This window comes from Neotamlana nanhaiensis, assembly GCF_000943555.1.
GTDB classification, from domain to species: Bacteria; Bacteroidota; Bacteroidia; order Flavobacteriales; family Flavobacteriaceae; genus Neotamlana; species Neotamlana nanhaiensis.
The window spans coordinates 617,289-641,904 of record NZ_JTDV01000001.1 but is presented as its reverse complement, the minus strand read 5'-3'; the positions used below and the strand labels follow the sequence as shown (position 1 = coordinate 641,904).

Annotated in this window: 14 protein-coding genes; 9 read left to right on the top strand and 5 right to left on the bottom strand. The window is 35.6% G+C overall.

Annotated features, from left to right (window positions below):
* The first annotated feature begins 5 nt into the window (after positions 1–5).
* The 5 genes from PK35_RS17045 (at position 6) to PK35_RS02580 (ending at position 11,223) form a co-directional block, all read left to right on the top strand.
* Complete coding sequence (locus tag PK35_RS17045; RefSeq protein ID WP_052825790.1) at positions 6–4,043, top strand: FG-GAP-like repeat-containing protein; 4,038 nt, start codon at positions 6–8, stop codon at positions 4,041–4,043.
* Between the two features lie 16 nt (positions 4,044–4,059).
* Positions 4,060–8,085 (top strand): FG-GAP-like repeat-containing protein, encoded by a 4,026-nt coding sequence (locus tag PK35_RS02595; protein ID WP_044625236.1) that lies wholly within the window; start codon positions 4,060–4,062, stop codon positions 8,083–8,085.
* A 54-nt stretch (positions 8,086–8,139) separates the two neighbouring features.
* Positions 8,140–8,991 (top strand): PPK2 family polyphosphate kinase, encoded by an 852-nt coding sequence (locus PK35_RS02590; protein WP_044625064.1) that lies wholly within the window; start codon positions 8,140–8,142, stop codon positions 8,989–8,991.
* Between the two features lie 256 nt (positions 8,992–9,247).
* Positions 9,248–10,651, top strand: a complete 1,404-nt coding sequence (locus PK35_RS02585; RefSeq protein WP_044625063.1) for a M20/M25/M40 family metallo-hydrolase — start codon at positions 9,248–9,250, stop codon at positions 10,649–10,651.
* Positions 10,652–10,674: 23 nt separating this feature from the next.
* Positions 10,675–11,223 carry a hypothetical protein gene (locus tag PK35_RS02580; RefSeq protein ID WP_052825788.1) on the top strand — a complete coding sequence of 183 codons (549 nt, stop codon included), beginning with the start codon at positions 10,675–10,677 and terminating at the stop codon, positions 11,221–11,223.
* Between the two features lie 19 nt (positions 11,224–11,242).
* Here PK35_RS02580 and PK35_RS02575 read toward each other — a convergent pair whose 3' ends face one another.
* Both PK35_RS02575 and lysA read right to left on the bottom strand, forming a co-directional pair.
* Positions 11,243–12,424, bottom strand: coding sequence for an acetyltransferase domain-containing protein (locus tag PK35_RS02575; protein WP_044625062.1), 1,182 nt, complete (start codon positions 12,422–12,424; stop codon positions 11,243–11,245).
* A 154-nt stretch (positions 12,425–12,578) separates the two neighbouring features.
* Complete coding sequence (gene lysA / locus PK35_RS02570) at positions 12,579–13,814, bottom strand: diaminopimelate decarboxylase (RefSeq protein ID WP_044625061.1); 1,236 nt, start codon at positions 13,812–13,814, stop codon at positions 12,579–12,581.
* A 196-nt stretch (positions 13,815–14,010) separates the two neighbouring features.
* Here lysA and sucC point away from each other — a divergent pair, with 196 nt between their 5' ends.
* On the top strand, positions 14,011–15,201 hold the full coding sequence (gene sucC / locus PK35_RS02565) for an ADP-forming succinate--CoA ligase subunit beta (RefSeq protein ID WP_044625060.1): 1,191 nt from the start codon (positions 14,011–14,013) through the stop codon (positions 15,199–15,201).
* A 41-nt stretch (positions 15,202–15,242) separates the two neighbouring features.
* On the opposite strand, the gene PK35_RS02560 is transcribed toward sucC, so the two are convergent.
* Entirely contained in the window at positions 15,243–15,551 is a 309-nt protein-coding gene (locus PK35_RS02560) for a DUF1456 family protein (RefSeq protein WP_238320861.1), read from the bottom strand.
* 327 nt (positions 15,552–15,878) lie between these two features.
* On the opposite strand from PK35_RS02560, the gene PK35_RS02555 reads away from it, so the two are divergent.
* The gene (locus PK35_RS02555; protein WP_044625058.1) at positions 15,879–16,292 is read left to right on the top strand and encodes a hypothetical protein; all 414 of its coding nucleotides are present in this window, start codon (positions 15,879–15,881) and stop codon (positions 16,290–16,292) included.
* A gap of 96 nt (positions 16,293–16,388) precedes the next feature.
* Here the strand turns inward: PK35_RS02555 and uvrB are convergent, their stop codons facing one another.
* Positions 16,389–18,392 (bottom strand): excinuclease ABC subunit UvrB, encoded by a 2,004-nt coding sequence (gene uvrB, locus PK35_RS02550; protein WP_044625057.1) that lies wholly within the window; start codon positions 18,390–18,392, stop codon positions 16,389–16,391.
* Positions 18,393–18,639: 247 nt separating this feature from the next.
* Here uvrB and PK35_RS02545 point away from each other — a divergent pair, with 247 nt between their 5' ends.
* Positions 18,640–18,996: a hypothetical protein gene (locus tag PK35_RS02545; RefSeq protein WP_044625056.1), complete on the top strand. Its 357-nt coding sequence runs from the start codon at positions 18,640–18,642 to the stop codon at positions 18,994–18,996.
* A 60-nt stretch (positions 18,997–19,056) separates the two neighbouring features.
* Positions 19,057–19,611: a response regulator gene (locus PK35_RS02540; RefSeq protein WP_044625055.1), complete on the top strand. Its 555-nt coding sequence runs from the start codon at positions 19,057–19,059 to the stop codon at positions 19,609–19,611.
* Between the two features lie 123 nt (positions 19,612–19,734).
* On the opposite strand, the gene PK35_RS02535 is transcribed toward PK35_RS02540, so the two are convergent.
* Positions 19,735–24,615, bottom strand: a complete 4,881-nt coding sequence (locus PK35_RS02535) for a T9SS type B sorting domain-containing protein (protein ID WP_044625054.1) — start codon at positions 24,613–24,615, stop codon at positions 19,735–19,737.
* Position 24,616: the final 1 nt, after the last annotated feature.

Here is a 24,616-nt window from a genome sequence, read left to right as displayed (position 1 = left end):
CCACGATGTGGGCTAAAAATAAGGCATTACTCACCACCACCTTATTTATTGGCTTTCTAATCTTAGGAGCCAACAGCGTTTTGTATGCCCAAAAATTTGATCGCGTTGAGGCTTATGCGGGATTAAATCTTTTACAAGAAAACAACGGTTGTGCACTTGCCGATTTTGATGCCGATGGCGATTTAGATTTATTTGTTGTTGCCAAAGCTCAAGACCAAAGCACTAGTGAAAAAACACAGAGTAAATTATTTAGAAATAATAATGACGGTACTTTTACCGACATTACGGCAAATTCAGGTTTAGTAAATTTATTTCCAACAACCGAAGAATCCGAGTATACAGATGCTTTAAATGGCCACAAATTTGGTGCATTCTGGGGCGATTATGATAATGATGGTTATCCTGATTTATTCCTAACAAATACCTTTAAAATTCAACTTTTTCACAACGAAAAAAACGGTACGTTTAAAGATGTTACCCTTCAAGCGGGTTTCAGTAAATTCAACAGAAATATTAATACTGGCGCAACCTGGTTCGATTATAATAATGATGGCTTTTTAGATATTTACATGTCAGACTGGGGATCAGATTATGATGGTAATCGACTCTTCAGAAATAATCAAAACGGTACTTTTACCAATGTTACGAGTATCATTTCGGGAGTAACAAAAAACAAACATTCTTACCAAAGTATACCATTCGATTTTAATGGCGACGGATGGATGGATTTGTATGTTGCTAACGATTATTCCGATGAAACCAACGATTTATACATCAACAATCAAGGTAATGGTTTTACCGAAAGCGCTGCGAGTTATGGTTTAGATTATGCCAAAGACGACATGGGCATTGCTATTGGCGATTACAATGGAGATGGTGCGTTCGATTTTTACGTAACCGCTATTGGCGACAATCAGTTATTCGAAAATCAAGGTAATAATACTTATGTTAATTTAGGCCGATCGTTAGGAGTTTACAATACAGGTTGGGCTTGGGATGCACGTTTTGCTGATTTCGATTTAGATCGTGATGAAGATTTATTGGTACTCAATGGTTTCGAGTTTGGGAGTTCTGGAAAATATGTAAACACTTATTATAAAAATCAATTAGAAAATTTTAAATCTACGCTTGTAAATAGTTCTGAAGCGGTTGGTTTAGGAGAAGCAACAATTAGCGTTAGTGAAGCCGTTTTCGATTTTGATAACGATGGCGATTTAGATGTTTTTGTAACCAATAACGATGGACCATCTTACCTCTACGAAAATAAAATCACCGATTTTGTTCAACCTGCAGAAAACTTAAATTGGTTTAAAGTAAAACTGCAAGGAACAACATCAAATCGAGATGCCATTGGTACAAAAGTTTTTATAAAGACTGCAACTGGTTTTTTAACGCGATTTTATACTGGGAAAGGCTTTTTAGGTCAACATTTAAAACCCGTGCATTTTGGTTTAGGTACAGACAATGAAATTTTAGAACTTACCATTACATGGCCTTCAGGTTTAATTGAAACTCACAAAAATATTGCTGCAAACAATACCATTTTAGCCATTGAAGGTAATGGTTTTCAAATATTAGATATTGAACCAAGTGTGAAACCTTATGGTTGCACCGATGAGAATTCATGTAATTATAATCCTTTTGCAACCACAAGTACAGGCAAATGCAATTATTTAAAAACGAAGAAAATAACAGGAACTGTTAAGGCTTTTTATGGTAGTGTAGAGTCGTATAGTTATCCGTTTTCTGAGAACGAATCGCTTACATGGCAGGTAACCGGTGGAGAGATTTTAGAGGAGCAGAATAATGGTTCCATCATTGTAAAATGGGGAAGAGGCAGTACGGGTAAAGTTTCAGTGGTTGTTAAAAATTCAAAATGTATTAGTAAATCGGTCGATTTAACTGTAAAGCTATCCGAATATGATGTCGATTTCAGAGAGCAATCGGTAGCACGATTATGGAATGAAGTTTTATTAGAATTAATAAGAAAAGATTACGCGCGGCCAACAGTACACGCCCGAAATTTGTTTCATACCAGTGTGGCTATGTACGATGCTTGGGCGGTTTACAACGATAATGCATCACCGTATATTCTAGGGCAAAATGTAGGTGCTTTTCAATCCGATTTTGAAGGTTTTACTACGGAAGAAACAAAAGCTAAAGCCGAAAAGCAAACCATTAGTTACGCAGCTTACACGTTGTTATCACATCGATTTAAACATGCGCCTAATCCTGCGCTTGCCCAAAACATCTTAGATGAAATTATGGCAGCATTGGGTTACGATATTTCTATCACAACCACAGATTACAGTACAGGAGATCCAGCAGCACTAGGAAATTACATTGCTTCTCAAATTATTACGTTTGGTATGCAAGATGGTAGTAATGAAGCTAATCAGTATCAAAATAAATACTATCAACCGGTAAACGAAGCATTGAGCTTGTCTTATCCAGAAGCTATTGAAAATATCAATCCCAATCGTTGGCAACCATTGAGCTTTAATAATTTTATCGACCAAAGCGGCAATGTTATTGGTGGTGTTACGCCAGATTTTTTAGGTCCAGAATGGGGGAATGTGCAGCCTTTTTCTTTATCAAAAGATGATAAAACCACTTTTAATCGATCTGGTCATAACTACCAAGTTTATCACAACCCAGGCGAACCGCCTTACAACGATTCTAACGATTATAAATGGGGCTTTTCACTGGTTTCTAAGTGGAGTGCGCAATTAAATCCTGATGATGGTGTGTTATGGGATATCTCACCAAAATCTATGGGGAATATCAGTAGTAATGATTTCCCAGAATCATTCAATGATTATCCTTCATTCTACAATGAAATTGAAGGTGGCGACATAGGAAAAGGACATGATATTAACCCAATAACCTTATTGCCTTATCAAGAGCAAGTCGTTCCAAGAGGTGATTATACAAGAATTCTAGCCGAATTTTGGGCAGATGGACCAGACTCCGAAACACCACCAGGGCATTGGTTTACTATTTTAAATTATGTAAACGATCATGAATTATTGCAGAAACGTTTTGAAGGAGAAGGCGATATTTTAAGCGATTTGGAATGGGACGTTAAATCATATTTTATTTTAGGTGGCGCCATGCACGATGCCGCTGTAGCTGCCTGGGGCGTTAAAGGTTGGTATGATTATATTAGGCCAATTTCGGCCATTCGCTATATGTGCGAAATGGGGCAGTGTACCGATACTAGTTTGCCAAATTACAGTACATCTGGAATTCATTTACAGCATGGTTTGGTTGAGATTGTAGGCGAAAATGATGTTTTAGCAGGTGTAAATAACGAGCATGTTGGAAAAATTAAACTCTACGCATGGAGAGGTCATAATTTTATTGATAATCCTGACGAAGATGTTGCTGGTGTGGGTTGGATTTTAGCCGAAAACTGGTGGCCATACCAACGCCCAACCTTTGTAACACCACCATTTGCGGGTTATGTTTCTGGGCACTCTACATTTTCTAGAGCTGCGGCCGAAGTTTTAACTTTGCTTACTGGAAGCGCTTATTTTCCTGGAGGTATGGGAGAATTTGTGGCCAAAAAAGATGATTTTTTAGTTTTTGAAAAAGGCCCATCGGTTGATGTAAAATTACAATGGGCAACCTATCGAGATGCATCAGATCAATGTAGTTTATCACGAATTTGGGGCGGTATTCATCCTCCTGCCGATGATATTCCGGGTAGAAAAATTGGAGAAAAAGTGGGGATTGAAGCGTTTCATTTTGCAACGCAATATTTTTCAAAGTCCGAAAATATTCAAGAGGAACCTTCAATGAAACGGATTGTTTATCCAAATCCGCTATTGGCGTCAAATAAATTATTCGTATCAAATACCAACGCTAATGATGAATTTAAAATATTCGATTTAAACGGAAGATTATTGCAAATTCCTGTTAAGACCTATTCAGAATCTAACCGAATTACAGAATTGAATTTTTCTAAAACATTGTCGGCAGGAATTTATATATTGAAAACCAATAATCAATCCGATAAAATCGTAATTATTGAAAAGTAACCGAGTTGGTTTTTATATGAAAAAGAAACTTTTTATAATTCCTGTAATTGTGGTGCTTGTTGTGTGCAGTGTACGCAAATTAACAGCGCAAACATTCCAACGCATCGAAAACTATGCAGGATTAAGCCTTGTGGAACAAAATAATGGTGTTGCTGTGGCCGATTTTGATGCCGATGGCGATATCGATATGTTTGTGGTTGCCAAAGCGCAAGATGTTGCAAATGTTAAGGTAACGCATAGCAAGTTATTCCAAAACAACAACGATGGTACTTTTACAAACGTGACGGAAGGTTCTGGACTCGAAAATTTATTTCCCGAGGAAGAAACAGGCGAGGTGTCTATTGCATTTACGGGGTTTAAATTTGGGGCGTTTTGGGGCGATTATGATAACGATGGTTTTCCCGATATTTTCTTCACGCATACCAATAAAATGCAGTTGTTTCATAATAATCAAGATGGCACATTTACCGAAGTAACGACGCAAGCGGGTTTTAAAAAATACAACGATTGCATCAATACAGGTGCCACGTGGTTTGATTATAATAACGACGGACTTCTAGATATTTTCGTTGCCGATTGGGACAGCGATTGCGAAGGAAATAGATTGTATAAAAACAATGGTAATGGCACGTTTTCAAACGAAAGTCGCATCATCCAAAATGTGGATAGCAAGCATTCTTACCAAAGTATTCCATTCGATTTTAATAATGATGGTTGGTTAGATTTGTATCTCGCAAACGATTTTATTCCTGGGCCAAACGAACTTTTCATTAATAACCAAGGTGAAAGCTTTACCGAACACGCCGCAGGTTACGGTTTAGATACTTCTAAAGGCGATATGGGTGTTACCATTGGCGATTATAACAACGATGGTAAATTCGATATTTATGTGACAACCATTGGAGATAATGTGCTCATGAAGCAAACCGAAAATAATAGTTTTGAGGAGATGGCACGAACCTTTAATATTTACAATGCAGGTTGGGCTTGGGATGTGTCTTTTTCTGATTTCGATTTAGATCGCGATGAAGATTTATTTATAGTCAATGGATTTGATTACCCAAATTCGGGCGACAGACACAATGTGTATTTCGAAAACTTATTAGAATTAGGAAGCGAAGGTTTTAAAAACAGTTCTGAAGCTACCGGTTTAAACGATGAAGCGATAAGTGTTACCGAAGCTGTTTTCGATTATGATAACGATGGCGACCTCGACATATTTGTAACCAATAATGATAGAACCTCGTTTTTCTACGAAAATAAAACAACGGATTTTACACAACCAAATCCCATTGTAAATTGGTTTAAAGTAAAGTTACAAGGTACAACCTCAAACCGTGATGCAGTAGGAACAACAGTTTCTGTAACTACGGCAAGCGGTACATTACACCGGTTTTACACAGGAAAAGGCTTTTTATCGCAACATTTAAAACCGGTACATTTTGGTTTAGGAGCCGATACCGAAATATTAGAACTTACCATAAAATGGCCTTCAGGAATTGTGGAAACCCATAACAATATTGCGGCTAATACCAATATTTTGGCTATTGAAAATAACGGATACCAAGTAATCAATCCTGAGCCAAGTAAAAAGGTGTATGGTTGCACTAATGCGAGTGCTTGTAATTATAATCCTTATGCAACAATTAGCACGGGAGATTGCAATTTTTTAAGTACCGCTGCTATTTCCGGTGTAAATCAAGTGTATAAAAATAGTATTGAAAGTTACACATATACATTCGATTCCGAAATTGAATTAACTTGGATGGTTACTGGTGGTGAAGTTCTTGAAGAAAACAATAATACCATTGTGGTACAATGGGGAAATGGTGAAAACGGACAAGTAAGTCTCATTGCAAATAATGAAAACTGCACCAGTTCGCCAGTAATTTTGGATGTGACGCTTTTTGAAGAAGATAGGGTTATCGAAACACACTCCATTGCGAGAATTTGGAATGAGACGTTATTAGAACTCATCCGAAAGGATTATGCGCGACCAACGGTTCACGCTCGTAATTTATTTCATTCTAGTGTGACCATGTACGATGCTTGGGCGATTTATAATGAATCATCGCAACCATATTTAATTGGAAATGAGGTACACGATTTTAATAGTAATTTTGAAGGTTTTGAAACCACAGAACCCAAGGAAGAAGCAATCGATAAAACCATAAGTTACGCCATGTATCGTTTGTTGGTCTCTCGGTTTAAAAATGCACCAAACCCAACTTTGTCTAAAAGTATTTTAGATGAAGCAATGCAACAATTGGGTTATGATACCACGATAACCAATACCAATTATACCATAGGAGATCCAATAGCGCTTGGGAATTATATCGCCGAACAAATTATAGCTTATGGTTTGCAAGATGGCGCAAACGAAGCAAATGAATATAATAATGATTATTATCAACCCGTAAATGAGGCTTTGTTACTCGACACACCATCAAGCATGCTTGAAATTAATCCGAATCGTTGGCAACCATTAAGTTTTAATACGTTTATCGATCAGGCAGGAAACGTAATAGGTGGTGTTACACCAGACTTTTTAAGTCCAGAATGGGGTAATGTTGAGCCCTTTTCACTTACAGAAACCGATAAAACAACATTCACTAGAAACGGAAATAACTATCACGTCTATCACAACCCCGAAGCACCACCAACCATAGAAGACGACAACTACAAATGGGGATTTGCATTAGTCTCAAAATGGGCATCGCATCATACACCAAACGATGGTGTTGTTTGGGATATTTCGCCAAAATCTATGGGTAATATTTCATTGGAAGCATTACCACAATCATACAACGATTATCCTGATTTTTACAATGAATACGAAGGCGGCGATATAGGAACGGGTTACAACCTAAACCCTGTAACCCAACATCCTTACGAATCGCAAATGGTTCCTAGAGGCGATTATACCAGAGTTTTAGCCGAATTTTGGGCAGACGGTCCAGATTCCGAAACACCTCCAGGACATTGGTTTACCATTTTAAATTATGTAAACGACCACGAACAGTTTGAAAAACGTTTTGCAGGGGAAGGCGCTATTATTTCTAATTTAGAATGGGATGTAAAGTCCTATTTTATTTTAGGAGGAGCGATGCATGATGCGGCTATTTCGGCTTGGAGCATCAAAGGTTGGTATGATTATATTCGCCCAATTTCGGCAATTCGTTATATGGCGGAAATCGGTCAGAGTTCAAATCCTTCGCTATCAAATTATCACCCTAATGGAGTTCCTTTAGATGAAGGTTATATTGAAGTTATAACTGAAAACGATGCTTTGGCAGCCGAAAATAACGAGCATGTAGGTAAAATAAAACTCTACACCTGGTTAGGACATAGCGGAATTTTTAACCCAGAAACCGATCAAGCAGGAGTAGGGTGGATTTTAGCCGAAAACTGGTGGCCATATCAGCGTCCAACCTTCGTAACACCACCGTTTGCAGGGTTTGTGTCAGGGCATTCTACTTATTCTAGAGCGGCGGCAGAAGTGTTAACTGCTATTACAGGAACCAAATATTTTCCAGGAGGAATGGGCGAATTTATTGCCAAACAAAATGAGTTTTTAGTGTTTGAAGAAGGGCCATCGGTTGATGTGAAATTACAATGGGCAACTTATCAAGATGCTTCCGATCAATGTAGTTTATCACGAATTTGGGGTGGCATTCATCCACCAGCCGATGATATTCAAGGACGCATAATTGGCGAAAAAATTGGTAAAGAAGCTTTCGCGTTTGCTTCCGCTTATTTTAAAGCTTCAAACGGAAATGAAAATCCGAAACCCAATACTTCCGAAGTTAAAATTTATCCAAATCCAATTGCAACACATCAAGAGTTGAGTATCACTAACACTTCAGAAACCACTCAAATTCAGCTTTTCGATGCCAACGGCGGATTGCTTCAAGATTTGAAAAACAACTTCAACGAAAACACAAAGTCATCAACAGTTAGTCTTCCGCAAGGCACCGCTTCAGGAATTTATATTTTAAAAATAGATAGCAAGTTTAGTAAAATTGTGGTTTTAGGCAATTAACAAATCGTTTTTATAGCCAAATCAGTTTGCTTATCTTTAGCAATAAAAACAAACATGAGCGATTACAAAGTATCCAAACCCATAGCCTTAAAGGATTTTGAAACCAAAGTTGTTATAGACGACGCCAAGAAAAAGCTGAAAGACGTTCGTAAAGACCTTGGCGATTGGCAAAACACCATGTATGCGCACAATAAATATGCGGTTTTGGTTTGTTTACAAGGCATGGATACGGCAGGAAAAGATAGCCTAATTCGCGAGGTTTTTAAGGAGTTTAACGTGCGCGGAATTGAGGTGCAAAGTTTTAAAGTACCAACCGATTTAGAACGCGATCACGATTATCTTTGGCGTCACTACATTGCTTTACCAGCTCGCGGTAAATTTGGCGTTTTTAACCGTACGCATTACGAAAATGTGTTGGTAACGCGCGTGCATCCCGAGTACATTTTAGGTGAAAATTTACCTGATGTAAACACGGTGGAAGATGTTAACGAAGCCTTTTGGGAACAGCGTTTCGAACAGATTAATAATTTCGAAAAACACATTGCGCAAAACGGTACCATCATTTTCAAATTCTTCCTAAACTTATCAAAAGATGAACAGAAAAACCGATTATTACGTCGACTTGAAAAACAGGAAAAAAACTGGAAATTTTCACCAAGCGATTTAAAGGAGCGCAAACTTTGGGATGCCTATCAAGATTGCTACGAGGATGCCATCAACAAAACCTCGAAACCGCATGCGCCGTGGTACGTCATTCCTGCCGACGACAAACCTACAGCCAGATATATTGTCGCAAAAACCATCTACGACGAGCTCATGAAATACACCGATATTGTTGAGCCTGAGCTAGACGACGACATCAAAGCCAACCTCGAAGCTTACAAAAAACAGCTCAGTAGCGAATAATTCTTTTGGGCGCTTTAACACGCTTTCCGCTATATCTTTATGTAAAAAGAGAGGTTAATCATAATGTGCTGTGAACTATAAAATACATTTGGTTTTAAAACTGTGTTTTAGGGTTTTAGATTTTACATAAAGGATGCCGCTGCAATCGTTAGCGCGAATTAGCGTTTTCAAAATAAAAGTCTTAACACAATTTTAAGCATGGTGTTTCCATATAGAATCCACAGAAATATTATTTTTAAAGTTTAATATGGTAAAAATGAAAAAACTAACCTTACTAACATTAGTATTCGCTTCAATTTTAGGGTTTTCGCAAACCGACGAAACCGTTTTACGAACCATTTACACACAATCATTAACCAACGGAAAAAGTTACGATTGGTTAAATCATCTTTCTAATCAAATAGGAAGCCGTTTATCAGGCTCATTAGGTGCCGAAAAAGCGGTGGCTTACACCAAAGAAGAACTTGAAAAACTGGGATTAGATAAAGTGTGGTTACAACCCGTAATGGTACCGCGTTGGATTCGTGGTGCTAAAGAATACGCCTTTATTGAAAGCAAACCAGGAAAAACCACCGATGTAAATATTTGTGCGCTTGGTGGCTCTATTGCAACACCTGCTTTAGGTTTAAAGGCAAATGTGGTTGAGGTTCATAATTTTGAAGAATTAGAGAAATTAGGAAAAGAAAATATTGAAGGTAAAATTGTGTTTTACAATCGACCAATGCAAGCCGATTTAATTCAAACGTTTAATGCTTATGGCGGTTGTGTAAATCAACGTTACGCCGGAGCTTTAGAAGCGGCAAAGTATGGTGCTGTTGGCGTTATTGTACGTTCTATGAATTTACGACTTGACGATTTACCACACACAGGAAGTATGACTTATGGCGATCTTCCTGCAAACAAACGCATTCCTTCAGCAGCAATAAGTACTAACGATGCCGAATTGTTAAGTACCATGCTTACGCTTAATAAAAATATTCAGTTTTATTTCAAACAAAGTTGTAAGCAATTGGCCGATGTGCAATCGTATAATGTTATTGGAGAAATTACAGGAAGCGAATTTCCTAATGAATACATGATTGTTGGCGGACATTTAGATTCTTGGGATTTAGGTGATGGCTCTCACGACGATGGTGCTGGTGTTGTACAATCAATGGATGTGTTACGATTACTAAAAGAATCGGGCATAAAACCAAAGCGAAGTATTCGTGTGGTGTTGTTTATGAACGAAGAAAACGGATTGCGAGGCGGAAATAAATATGCCGAAGTTGCTAAGCAGAAAGGCGAAAATCACATTTTTGCTTTAGAAAGCGATGCAGGTGGATTCACGCCACGTGGTTTTAGTTTCGATTGTACTGATGCGGCTTTCGAGCAAGTGTTGAGTTGGCAAAAACTTTTTAAACCATATTTAATTCACTTTTTCGAAAAGGGTGGAAGTGGTGCCGATGTTGGTCCGTTAAAAACAGACAGTAATGTACTTTGCGGTTTAAGACCAGATTCGCAACGCTATTTCGATCATCATCATGCAAGTAACGATACCTTCGATGCGATAAACAAGCGCGAATTGGAACTTGGTGCAGCCACCATGACTTCACTTGTGTATTTATTTGATAAATATGGGGTTAATCCAATTTCAAATCCTTCAGAATTAAAAGATTAATCTATTTGTACAAAAAAAATCCTATGAAAAAGTTATTGTTTGCACTAACCTTAATGGTTTCAGTTTTAAGTATGGCTCAAGATAAATTACCGTATTATGAAATTCCAGATCCTGCCAAAAGTTATACCGCAGGAAGCATTGCTGCGCGTATGGTTGATGGTTTAGGCTTTCGATATTATTGGGCAAGTGAAGGATTACGAGCTGAAGATTTAAGTTATAAAGCTGCAGAAAGTGCTAGAACAAGTGGAGAAACTATCGATCATATTTTGGCTTTGACCAACGTGATTTTAAAAAGTGTTTCAGATGAAACTATTGTAGATGTAAAGACCTTAACGACATTTGAAGCTAAACGAAGTCAAACGTTATGGAATTTAAAAAAAGCGTCAGATATTTTAAACGCCACCGAAGACATTTCAAAATTTGATAACGATAAATTCCCGTTCTGGAACATAATAAATGGCCCAATTGCAGATGCGATTTGGCATTGTGGACAACTCGTGACTTTACGACGAGCTTCGGGAAATCCGTTTACATCAAATGTGAATTTGTTTACCGGGAGGCTTAAGAAATAAGCTAAACTAAGTTATGTAATTACAAATAGCTTAACCACCATTTCTCTTTATTTTGGGTTTTGTACTTCATGTACATTTTACTAGGGAAATAAAGTAGAATAATTATAGCAATCCAAACCAAGTAAACCACAAAAAGAGAATAGCCGTAATTTATAAGTTTAGCATTTAAAAATACATCAGAGTTTAATATCATATGCTGCCAATTTCCGCCAAAAATTAAAATGCCGATAATTGCTAAAACATGAATTAAAAAGATGTGCGAAAAGTAATAAAACAACGGGACGCGGCCGAAAACCAAAAAGAAGTTAGTTGTTTTATTTTTAACCGATTCTATAGCATACAAAAATAAAAGTGCTGGCCCTAATGTTATCAATAAAAAGCATAACGAAGGTGGATATTTAGAAACTTTAAAAAACGACATGATGGTTTTTGCCATTGTATCTTGTGTTTCCCATGGCACTAAATCGCCATAAATATTTAATCCACGAATAATAAAAAATGCAACTGTAGCACCAATACCTAGTATTAACAAGTACTTTTTTCTAATACTTTTATTGAAATCTTTCTTATACAAAATGCCAAAACAATAGCCCAAACAAATAAGCCCAAACCAAGGAATTATAGGGTAAAAAAATGCAAAAAGCGTATTTCCTATTTGAATAAATTGCTGTTGATGTAAAATATACCAAACAATAGCTTTAAAGCTATTGCCTTGCATGGTTATACCATCTAAAGTATTATGTCCTGCCACTAAAACAGCCCCTATTATTAAAATATATTTTATGGGTAAAAAGATGATGACCGATAATAAAATCATGCACAACCCAATAGCCCAAATAACTTGTAAAATTATGAAGCTATAAGTAATATCGAATTGCCAAAGAAAATTATTGATTACTACTGAAAGTATAATTAGCCATACTCCGCGAGTAATTAAAAACTTAAAAAGCTGACTTCTTGTTTTTTTAGAGCCATATAAAAAAGCTGAAGTTCCTGCCAAAAATATAAATACAGGCGCACAATAATGTGTAATAAATCGTGTAAAAAATAGAATTGGTGTTGTAGTTTCTAAATCTGTAGGATTAGAAAAAAACGAACCGTAATGAAAGTAAGCGCGAACATGATCTAATGCCATAATTACCATAACAACGCCTCTTAAAATGTCTATTGATTCTATACGGGTGGATTTATGGTTTGTCATTTTTTTAACAAGTATTTAAAATTAAGTGATTATGATTCTAAATATAGTTAAAAAATAACTAAAAAACTGATTTGCAGGTTTTTATGTTGTGTTGAATAAAAAAGCTCAACAAAATAATTTGTTGAGCTTTTTTTATAACTAAGATGTAAATCGTTTATTTTGCTAGTGCTTTTTTAGGTTTAACCGAAAAATCTACTTCAATTTGGTTTCTGGTTAAATCTTCAAAAGTTTCTCTTTCTCTAATTAAATGCAGTTTGTTATTGTACCATAAAACTTCGGCAGGTCTAAATCTTGAGTTATAGTTACTTGCCATAGAAAAACAGTAAGCACCTGCATTTTTAAAGCATAACACGTCACCTTCATTAATTTCATTAATACGTCGATTACTTCCAAAAGTATCAGTTTCGCAAATGTAGCCAACAACTGTATAAAAACGCTCACGGCCTTCAGGATTCGAAATATTTACAATATCATGATGCGATCCATAAAACATTGGGCGAATTAAATGGTTTAAGCCAGAGTCAATTTGAGCAAAAACAGTTGATGTTGTTTGTTTCACGGCATTTACTTTTACTAAAAAGCTACCTGCTTCGCTAACCAAAAATTTCCCAGGTTCGAAAGCTAAGGTTAAATCTTTACCGTATTCTTTACAGAAATCGTTAAAACGATCTCCTAATTTTTTACCTAATTCTTCAATATTAGTTTCAATATCACCAGCTTTGTAAGGTACTTTAAAACCAGAACCAAAATCGATAAAATCTAGGTTTTTAAATTGTTTAGCGGTTTCAAATAAAATTTCGCTAGCGTATAAAAATACTTCAATATCTAAAATATCGCTACCAGTATGCATGTGTATACCGTTAATAGTCATTTTAGTATTTTCAACAATGCGAAGAATATGAGGAATTTGATGGATAGAAATACCAAATTTAGAATCGATGTGTCCTACCGATATTTTACTGTTTCCACCCGCCATAACATGAGGGTTAATACGTATACAAACCGGTGTTTTTGGGTACTTAGTACCAAACTGCTCTAAAATAGCTAAGTTATCTATATTAATTTTTACACCAAGTTTCGCAGCTTCTTCAATTTCGCTTAGCGATACACCGTTTGGTGTAAAAATAATTTGGTCTGGACTAAATCCAGCGGCTAAACCTAATTGTACTTCCTGTATAGAAACGGTATCTACGCCAGAACCTAAACTATTTAATAGTTTTAAAACAGAAATGTTCGATAATGCTTTAACAGCATAACTTATTTTTAAGTTTTTTACACTTTTAAAAGCGTTTGTAAGTCTTTTATATTGAAACTCAATTTTTTCGGCGTCGTAAACGTACACTGGGCTGCCAAATTCTTCAACAGCTTTAAGTAATTGATTATTGGTCATAACTTTAATTTTGCGCAAATATATTCCTTTAAGTGATATTAAAAATAAAAATATCAATTATTAGTAAAATTAAACAATGAGTTAATTATTTAACAATGTAAAATTAGTTATAAATATTATAATATTTTCAATGGTAAAATTGGGTAAGTAAACCCTATTAATTACATTTGCCATACTTTAACTATATAATGTCATTATGAATTTACACGAATATCAAGGAAAAGATATACTAGCAGGTTTTGGAGTGCGTGTACAACGCGGAATTGTAGCCCAAAACGTAGACGAAGCAGTAGAAGCTGCAAAAAAATTAACCGAAGAAACCGGAACAGGATGGCACGTAATAAAAGCACAAGTTCACGCTGGTGGTCGTGGTAAAGGTGGCGGTGTTAAGCTCGCTAAAAACTTAGATGAGGTTAAAACCATTGCTGGACAAATTATAGGAATGGATTTGGTTACACCTCAAACTTCAGCCGAAGGGAAACGTGTACACCAAGTTTTAGTAGCCGAAGATGTATATTATCCAGGTGATAGTGAACCAGACGAATTTTATATGTCTGTATTATTAAACCGTGGTACAGGTCGTAACATGATTATGTATTCTACCGAAGGTGGTATGGATATTGAAACTGTTGCAGAAGAAACGCCACATTTAATTTTTACAGAAGAAGTAGATCCTGCTGTTGGTTTATTACCTTTTCAAGCACGACGTGTAGCCTTTAATTTAGGATTATCTGGATTAGCATTTAAAGAAATGACAAAATTTGTTATGTCTTTATATACGGCTTATGTAAAGTCTGATTCTTCTTTATTTGAAATTAATCCTGTTTTAAAAACTAGTGATGATAAAATTTTAGCTGTTGATGCTAAAGTAACTATAGATGATAACGCATTATACCGTCATAAAGATTACGAAGCTTTAAGAGATTTACGTGAAGAAAACCCAATTGAGGTTGAAGCTAAAGAAGTAGGTTTAAACTATGTAGATTTAGATGGTAACGTAGGTTGTATGGTAAATGGTGCTGGTTTAGCAATGGGTACCATGGATTTAATTAAGCATTCTGGTGGAGAGCCAGCAAATTTTTTAGATGTTGGTGGTACTGCTGATGCTGCTCGTGTAGAAGCTGCTTTTAAAATTATTTTAAAAGATCCAGCTGTAAAAGCTATTTTAATTAACATTTTTGGAGGTATTGTACGTTGCGATCGTGTAGCGCAAGGTGTTATTGATGCTTACAAAAACATGGGTAATATTGAAGTGCCAATTATTGTACGTTTACAAGGTACTAATGCCGATATCGCTAAAGAATTAATTGACAATTCAGGATTAGCTGTATTAAGTGCTACTGAGTTTCAAGAAGCTGCCGATAAAGTTCAAGAAGTGTTAGCGTAATAAATACTTCTTACTTATAATATAAAGAGCAACTAATTGTTTTAGTTGCTCTTTTTTTGTGGCTTTATTTGAGGTTTGTGTTTTGACTTTTCACCTTTTTTAGGCATTGGTCCTCTAAGGTGAATAACCAAACCATTTAAAAAATTACGTAAAATTTGGTCGCCGCACTCCACATATTTTGGGTGATCTTCTCGTCTAAAAAACGCACCTAGCTCACTTTTAGAAATTCTAAAATCTACCAAAGCGAGTATGTTTACAATATCGTCGTCTCTTAATTTTAAGGCGACTCTTAGCTTCTTAAAAATATCGTTGTTTGTCATATTAATTATAGGGCACTTTAGCCCGTGCATTTCATCGATTTTTAATATTGGGTATACCTAAATTAGCGTTTTTTAATATCAAAAAATCAATCTTTATAAAAAAAATCTATTTTTAATAAATGTCAATAAGTTAATTAATTGATTTTGAGTTATTTGTGTCGTAGTTTTTTGCTTTTTAAAAGCAGGTTAATTAAGATGAAAAGCACTTTTTTTGGTTCATTGCTTCGAGTTGCTTGATGAACTTATTAATATTTACGATTAACTACCATGCGGTTTTCGATGAGATGCCTTTTATGCGGGATTAATTTATGGCCTTTCTGCTTAAATTTATAATGTAATTAAATCGTCCCCCGTATTATGGTTAATAGAATAGAAAAATTGAGTCTTTTATCTGAAATGATAGCATTTGCTAAACATGATAAAGACATACAAAATATTGAATATAATTTTTTGTTGGGTGTAGCAAAACAACTCGGAATTTCGAGAGAGGATTTTGATTATTTAATTGAATATCCTGTGACTTACACACATTTAAAATCGCATAGCGAACGTATTGTACAATTTCATAGATTGGTATTATTAATGAATATTGAACAGGAGCATAGCGATATTGATGATAATAAAAGCGTTGCAAAACTTTATAACTTTGGGTTACGTATGGGCTTAAGTCACGAATCAATAACTAAAGTATTATATTTAATGGAAAGTTTTCCAAATAAAATTGTACCACCAGATGTACTCATAGATATATTTAAAACGCAATATAACTAACCAAGCGCGTTGTCTCTCACATATATCTTGTATTAAGTTAAATTTAAGTGTTAATTAATTAAATTTATCGACAATAAATAACTAAAAGCTAAGGGTTTATACTTTTAGCTTTTCTATTTTATCTTGGTAAATTTTAATTTCGTCACGAAGTTTGGCAGCCACAATAAAGTCTAAAGCTTTGGCAGCTTCTTCCATAAGTTTACGTTTTTCCTTAATTTTCTTCTCGAGTTGCGGTTTGCTTAAGTATTCGCTTTCAGGTTCGGCAGCCTTTGCTGCTTCTAATTCGTAATGGTAAGTACTTACCGAATTTTTGCTTAGCGCATTGTCTAAACTTTTATTAAGCGCTTTGGGTTTTAAATTATGTTTGGTGTTATAGTTTATTTGTTTTTCGCGCCTGTAATTAGTTTCATCAATGGTTTGTTGCATGCTTTTGGTAATTTTATCGGCATACATAATAGCCATTCCATTTAAGTTTCTAGCGGCTCTACCAACAGTTTGTGTAAGCGAACGTGTAGATCGTAAAAAGCCTTCTTTATCGGCATCTAAAATAGCCACTAGCGATACTTCGGGTAAATCTAAACCTTCACGAAGAAGGTTTACGCCAACCAAAACATCAAACAAACCTTTTCGTAAATCCTGCATAATTTCTACGCGCTCTAAAGTATCTACATCGCTATGTATGTAGCGGCATCGAATTTGAATTCTATCTAAATATTTAGTCAATTCTTCTGCCATACGTTTGGTAAGTGTGGTTACTAAGGTGCGTTCATCTTTTTCAACCCGCTGTTGAATTTCTTCAATTAAATCATCAATTTGATTTAAACTAGGGCGCACCTCAATAATAGGATCCAACAATCCTGTGGGGCGAATAATTTGTTCTACATAAACGCCATCCGATTTTTGCAATTCGTAATCTGCAGGTGTGGCACTAACGTAAATAACTTGATTTTGCAAGGCTACAAACTCTTCAAATTTTAGTGGACGGTTATCCATAGCTGCAGGTAACCTAAAACCATATTCAACCAAATTTTCTTTTCGGCTTCTATCGCCACCATACATGGCGTGTACTTGCGAAACGGTAACATGACTTTCGTCTACAACCATTAAATAATCGTCTGGAAAATAATCTAGTAAACAGAATGGGCGCGTACCTGGTTGTCTGCCATCTAAGTACCTCGAATAGTTCTCGATACCCGAACAATACCCGAGTTCGCGAATCATTTCTAAATCAAATTCGGTACGTTCTTTTAAGCGTTTGGCTTCAAGATGTTTACCTATGTCTTTAAAATAATCGTGTTGTTTTACTAGATCGTCTTGAATATCTTTTATGGCGTTTTGTAATACTTCGGGCGAGGTTACAAACATATTTGCCGGATATATATTTAATCTATCGTATTTTTCAATTATTTCGTTGGTTTGTATGTTAAACGATTCAATGTCTTCAATTTCATCTCCAAAAAAATGAATACGAAAGGCATCATCGGCATAACTCGGGAAAATATCAACCGTGTCACCTTTAATTCTAAAATTACCGTGGTTAAATTCGGCTTCGGTTCTCGAATATAAACTTTGTACAAGTTTATGTAGCAATTGGGTACGCGATATTTCTTGGTCGCGTTTTAAGGTGATCACGTTTTTTTGAAATTCAATGGGGTTGCCAATACCGTATAAGCACGATACTGAGGCTACTACAAGCACATCGCGCCTTCCAGATAGTAGGGAAGAGGTGGTACTAAGTCGCATTTTCTCGATTTCTTCGTTTATCGATAAATCTTTTTCAATATAAACTCCAGAAACAGGAATATAAGCCTCTGGTTGGTAATAATCGTAGTACGATACAAAATACTCAACCGCATTATCTGGAAAAAATTGTTTAAACTCTGAATATAACTGGGCTGCTAAGGTTTTATTATGCGCTAAAACTAATGTAGGTCTTTGAACTTCTTGTATAACATTAGCTACGGTAAAGGTTTTACCAGAACCTGTAACCCCAAGTAAAGTTTGGTGTTTTTCATCTTGATTAATACCGTTTGCAAGCTGTTTTATGGCTTGCGGTTGGTCGCCAGTTGGATGAAAATCAGAGTTTAGTTTAAAATACATAGTTTTTATATTATATTAGCTATAAGAAAATACGGGCTTTCTAAATGCTGTTAAAAATTAAATATCTACTTTTTATAATGGTGCTTTTTAGTGCGGTGCAATTTACTTATACATGGCAAGAGCAAACCAATAAAAAAACAAATTGATAGCATAAAAAAAAAAGGTAGATTCTTTACGGTATTCTCAAGGGCATTTTATTGGTAAAAATACAGATTCTTTAGAAATAGCCACCAATGGTGGGTTAAAGTTGGCCGATTCTATTAATTATGTAAAAGAATCGTACCAATTACGAATGAATTGGGCACGTCATAAATTTATAAAGGGCGATTACGACGGAGTTCATGCTATGTATTTGGAGATGTTAGCCAAGTATAGCCATTTAAAAGAAAAGAAAAATTCAGGTATTATAAACTGTAAATTGGCATTAACAGCTAGAATTAGAGGAGAATATATGAGCGCGTTTAGATTTGTACAGGAAGCCAAGAAAAATTTTGCCTTGTCTGAAGATAAAAGTTTGCGTTACGATTACATGGCTAATAAGGAATTAATCGATATATATATCGATTTAAAAAACTACCAACGTTCCATTGAAAATTTACAATAGCTAGAACAAATTTATATTGAAGGAAATTTGAGACGACAACTGGGTGAAACCTGTAATTTTATGGGAAGGGTTTATGGGTTCCAAAATGTTTTAGATAGTGCTAATTATTATTTTAATAAAGCTGAAGCAAAGTTTATTGCACTTGGCGATAATAAGGACTATAATCCTGGTTACCATTTAAGTCAACTTTATGTAGATAAGGCTATGGCTAATGTTGAGCAAGATAGTATTGCTATTGCGAAAGAGGCTATTGGTAAACTAACCCCCGAGTTTAAAGAAAATAATACCTTTATTTCGCAAGCTTATTATATTGAAGGTTTAATTGCATTTAAAGAAGGAGAGCTTAAAGAGGCAGAACAACTATTAAGAGTTGCGGACAAAAATTCTACCCAAAAAGAAAAAATTGATATACGCGCCAAAATAATTAAGCTATTATTAGAAATTAGTAAAATTGAAAAAAATGTAAATGAAATTATTCAGTTTTCTGATGTTTGTGTCGATATGTTTACAGAAGTAAATCCCGATATTATTTTAATGGACATACAAATGCCCGTTTTAAATGGGTATATGGCGACAAAAAAATACGAGAAATACAAAGTTATAACATTCCAATAATTGCTGTGAGTGCTGGTATTTTAGAAGGTGACGAAAAAGAGCTGTCTAAAAAAGGAATTTTAGATTTTGTTGAAAAAACAGTGGATACTCTAAAATTAAAACAAAGTATTTTAAAAGTATATCCTAGCGTTTTAGTGTAAAATGGCCTTTTAGCTCAAAGTTTTCACCATTTTGAATTATTTTGGCAACATACCAATAATCATCGGCGGGCATGTTTTGTCCGTTAAATGTACCATCCCAACCATTTGAAGTATCCATTAGAGTTTTAATAAGTTTGCCATATCTGTTAAACACATAAACCACAGTTCCTGGAATTTCACTAATACCTATAATATGCCAAGTATCATTATAGCTATCGTTATTCGGTGTAAAGTACTTAGGAATGTCAATTACCATAACTTCAGTGGTTACATCGTCGCAGCCATAAATATCTCTTATGGTTACAATATGCGGACCGTAGGTCACATTTTGAAATACGTTTGATGTTTGGGGTTCACCATCATCTAAAATAAATACATAATTTCCAATACCATTAACATGTACTGTAATACTATTGGGATCTTCAAAATCTACCTTTGTAGTAAATTCTAGATTTGCAGCTTCCGATTCTACAACAGTGAAGGCTTTTGTAAAAGTACATACATTGGAGTTTGTATGTGTTGTGGTTGCCGTTACCCAATAATCGCCCACACGACTTGGGTCGTTTAGTTGTATTTCCGGAGTTGTTTCTCCAGTAGACCATAAAAAGGTATCGTTAGGGTTTCCTGTTGAAGCGTTTAATATTAACGGTAAATCGTTAACGCATAATGGTACAATATCATTTATAGTAACTTCGGGTAAAGCATCAACATAGGTGTTAAATTGTGTGGTGCCATAACAACTTGTTTGGTTATTTTGTAAGCGCACAAAAATAGTTTCGCCATTAAAAGCGGTATAATTAGTATTTACTGCATTACTTGCGGTATTCGCATCATCTAAATTATTGTAATAAGTAATCGTATATTCCGAAGGGTTTAATCCATTTAAAATACTTGAATTTTGACTCGTTAAATCGAATTGTAGTTCGCCATCAAAATCATCATCACAGTCTATCAGTGCATTTGGAGCATTGGGTTGTGGGTTTTCATTTATTTGTAAGATTACTGGAATGGTAATATGGCAGCCATTATTTGGATTGGTTATTCGGTAAAAAATATCGTGAGTACTTGCTGTATAATTGTATGTGCTATCAATGGGCGATTCGTTGTTTTCTGCATCGGTAAAATTACTGTGATAACTTATAGTAACTGCTGATGTATCGTTAACCAACATATTATTTACTTGCGATAAATCGAAAGTATCAGTGTCGTTATCACAAATTTGAATAGGTGCAATTTGATTGGTTGGTGGTGGTAAATTTACAATTAATTCCACGGTATTAAGGCTATAACAACCGGTTAATACATTGGCAACCTTAATGTAAACTGTTTTAGCAACCGAGCTAAATGACGTAGGATCGGGTATTTCGTTCGAGTTATCTAAGCCATCGTTTGGGTTAATGTCTTCAAAATTTTCGAAATAATTAATAGTTAAATTACTTTGTACGCGATCTAAAATTTCATAATCGGCAGTGGTTAAATCGAAAATGGTTTCACCATCATAATCGGCATCACAAGCAACAAGTGGTGCTGTAACTGGGGTAATATCTGGTGTAGAAATAATATTAATACCTAATTCTTCTACCACAAAACATAGCGAGTCTTCACTTTCAATGCGCACATATAAACTTTGTGGGTTGGCGGTATTAGTATAATTATGCGGTAACGGATTATCGCTATTTTCGGCATCAATGCGGTTGGCATGAAAGGAAATATTTAAATTATCGGGCGAACCTTGCGATATTTGGGTTACTTTTTCACTCAAATCAAAATTATGGATACCATCATTACTATCGTCATCACATATAAGGTAATCAATTATAGGATTGTAAACCGGATCGGGCGAAACCTGTAAAATAAAGGAGTTAATACCATAGCAACTAGGGTCTGTAATATTTTCTACTCTAACATAAATAGGTTGCGGGCTCGAATGGTTTCTATAAATGGTATTTTTATCTATAGGAATAGTTAATGCGGCATCTTCAAAATAAAAAACTTCTTTTCCTGTTTGTCCATTTAAAATTTCTTCATCTTTTTCAGAAAGTAAAAAATCGGCAAAGGCATCGCCGTCGTCTTCACATATCTGATAGTTACTAATTTCGGGGAAATCGGGAAGTGTATTTACAATGACTTCAAATGCAACTATGGTGTAGCAATTGGTGCCACTTATTACATCTTCTACCCTTACATAAATGGTTTGAGTATTACTGTTATAGGCGCTTCGTTGTGAGGTGGGAATGGTGTTTTGGTCTAAATCGGCATCTTCAAAACTGGTAAAAAAGTCAATTTCTAGCCCTGTTGTGCTTGGTGCAATTTCGGCAATTTTGTCGTTTAAATTAATTATTGATTCACCATCTTGATCATCATCACAAATTATAATATCGTTAGGTTGGTTTGCCGACGGGGCCGTGTATACTTCAATTCTAAAAGGGTTTACTGTAAAACATCCCGAATTTGTGCCTTCAATTCTGGCATACAATGTTTCAACCGGATTAGTGTTGCTATAAAAAGGAGGTAATTGATTTTGATTAGTTTCGGCATCGTTTTCACTTTCAAAATAAGTTACTTCAAAATTGGTATTGTTATTTCTAATAATATCATCTAGCGAATGTAAATCGATGCTTGCAATACCATCGTCATCATCGTCGCAATAGGGTAAAATCACATCTTCGAACAGTAAAATAGGGTTTACTAATAATGTAATCTGAGTGTTTTCGGTACATTCTCCATTGTCTAAACTAATGTATAGTGCTTGCGGACTAGTAGCTGCAAATAACTGCGATTTATCGAGTGCATTTACGTTATTGTCGCGATCGTCTTCAGTTTCAAAAAAGGTTACTGTAACGGGGAGCGGTAAATCGTTAGATATGTATGTTTCAACGGTTAATAAATTAAAATTAAGGGTATCGTTTTCATCATCATTATCATCACATAACGCATAATCACCAGTATTGGTTCCTGTTAAAAGTAAATTGGTGTGAATTTCGAAGGGTACAATACTGTGGCATCCTGAGGCGTCATCAACAATTCTTAAATAAATAGTTGCAGAACCAGGTTCGTTTATGGCATTTGTGTATTGGTAGTTGGTTTCGTTCGCAATAGGGTTGTTGCCTGTTTCGGCATCATCATGTGAAATATGAAAGGTGGTAGATACTCCTGTTAATCCATCAAGAATGGCTGCGATTACTTGGGTTAAATCAAACGTAGCCGATCCATCCAAATCAGAATCACAGGCATCAATATATTGCGTATCGCGGTTTACAATTGGGCTTACCGTAACATTTACATTTAAAGTTGTTGTATTTACACATCCAGTTCTGGTATCGACCACGCGAACATAAACCATTTCGTTTGGTGTTGCGCTATTTATATAGGGAATTGAAATGGGATTATCGCCTGTTGTAACATCTAAACTATTGTAATGATAGGTAACGTTATAGTGCGATTCGCCTCCGGTTATTTCATCGTTTTTTTCTGATAGATCAATTATAGTGAAACCATCGGGGTTATCGTCGCTGTCACATACGTTAAAATCTGATGGTGTAGTAATTTGAGGTAAAGGATTTACTACTAAATTAAAGGTGGTATAGGCAAAACAGTCGCTATCTAAATCATCAATTCTAACATAAATGAGTTGTGGATTTGATGCGTTTGAAATTGGTGTTAAAATAGGATTTACATTATTTCTGGCATTGACATCGGAATAATGATATGAAAAATCGTAATTGGTAAACGGTATGTTTGCAATAAGTTCGTCATTTTTGGTCGATAAATCGAAAACTTCGGTGTTGTCTTCACTTGGGTCGTCACAAAGTTCGTAGTCCGAAATGGCGTTTATAGGCTCTTCCGAATTAAGTGTAACCACAATCTCGTCCTCTTCAACACAATTGGTGCCGTTAACAGGAACCGAAACTTGTACGCTGTAAGTACCGCTTTGTGTGGCATTGTAAGTAGGCAGTGTTGCACCACTAATTAAAGTACCATCTAAATACCAAGCATAAGAAGCCAATGGGTTGTTAATGTTAGCATCGAGTAGGGTTGAAGCGGCACAAGTTTCTATATCTTCACCTAAATTTAGAATTCTAAAGCTATCACCTTCAATAAAAACGGCCGAATCGAAAGTGCCATCGGTTTGGTCGGCAATAATCAGTTTTATATGGTAGGTTACATTGGGCTGAATGCTTCCTGAAGCTGTTAAAACTGTAGTGCGCCCATTGTAGTTGGTATCTCCTACATTATATCCATCAAAATATTGATCGTTTTGAGCCGGACAAACTCCAAAAATTTCGTCGTGTATGGTATTTGTATTTACTGGAGTTGTGGTACCAGGTATCAAAGCAATGTTTTGATAAGGTGCGGGAGAGCCAGCTTCTTTAATCAAAAACACAAAACCATCGGAAAATTGGCATGGGTTTATTTCGTAATATTCTTCGGAAGCTAATAAATAGTTAAAACTAAATTGATTTGAAATAGATAAAAAATCGAATTCAATAGATGTGGCATTTACCGTATTTGTTATACCTAAAGCTGTTTCTAAATCGGGATCGGTTCCCCAATTTGATGAGCCTTCACTAAGGGTTGGTGTGCGTACTGCATTACCTCCAGACTCGGCACCACCAGTAGATAACATAATGCCACTGGCAAACGGAAAGTTAGAGCTTGCCCGCTCAAAATAACCATAGCTTGGAAACCCATTTGACGTACCGTTTACAGTAGAATTAATGTTTGAAATATCGACACAGCCATCCACTAAATTGTTTTGTATTAAGGCTTCTAAACCTACAGAACTGTCTATTGATATTTGTTGAGAAAAGCTAAAATTACTACTGCATAATAGTATAAATAAGATGTAGTAAAAAAATCTCATA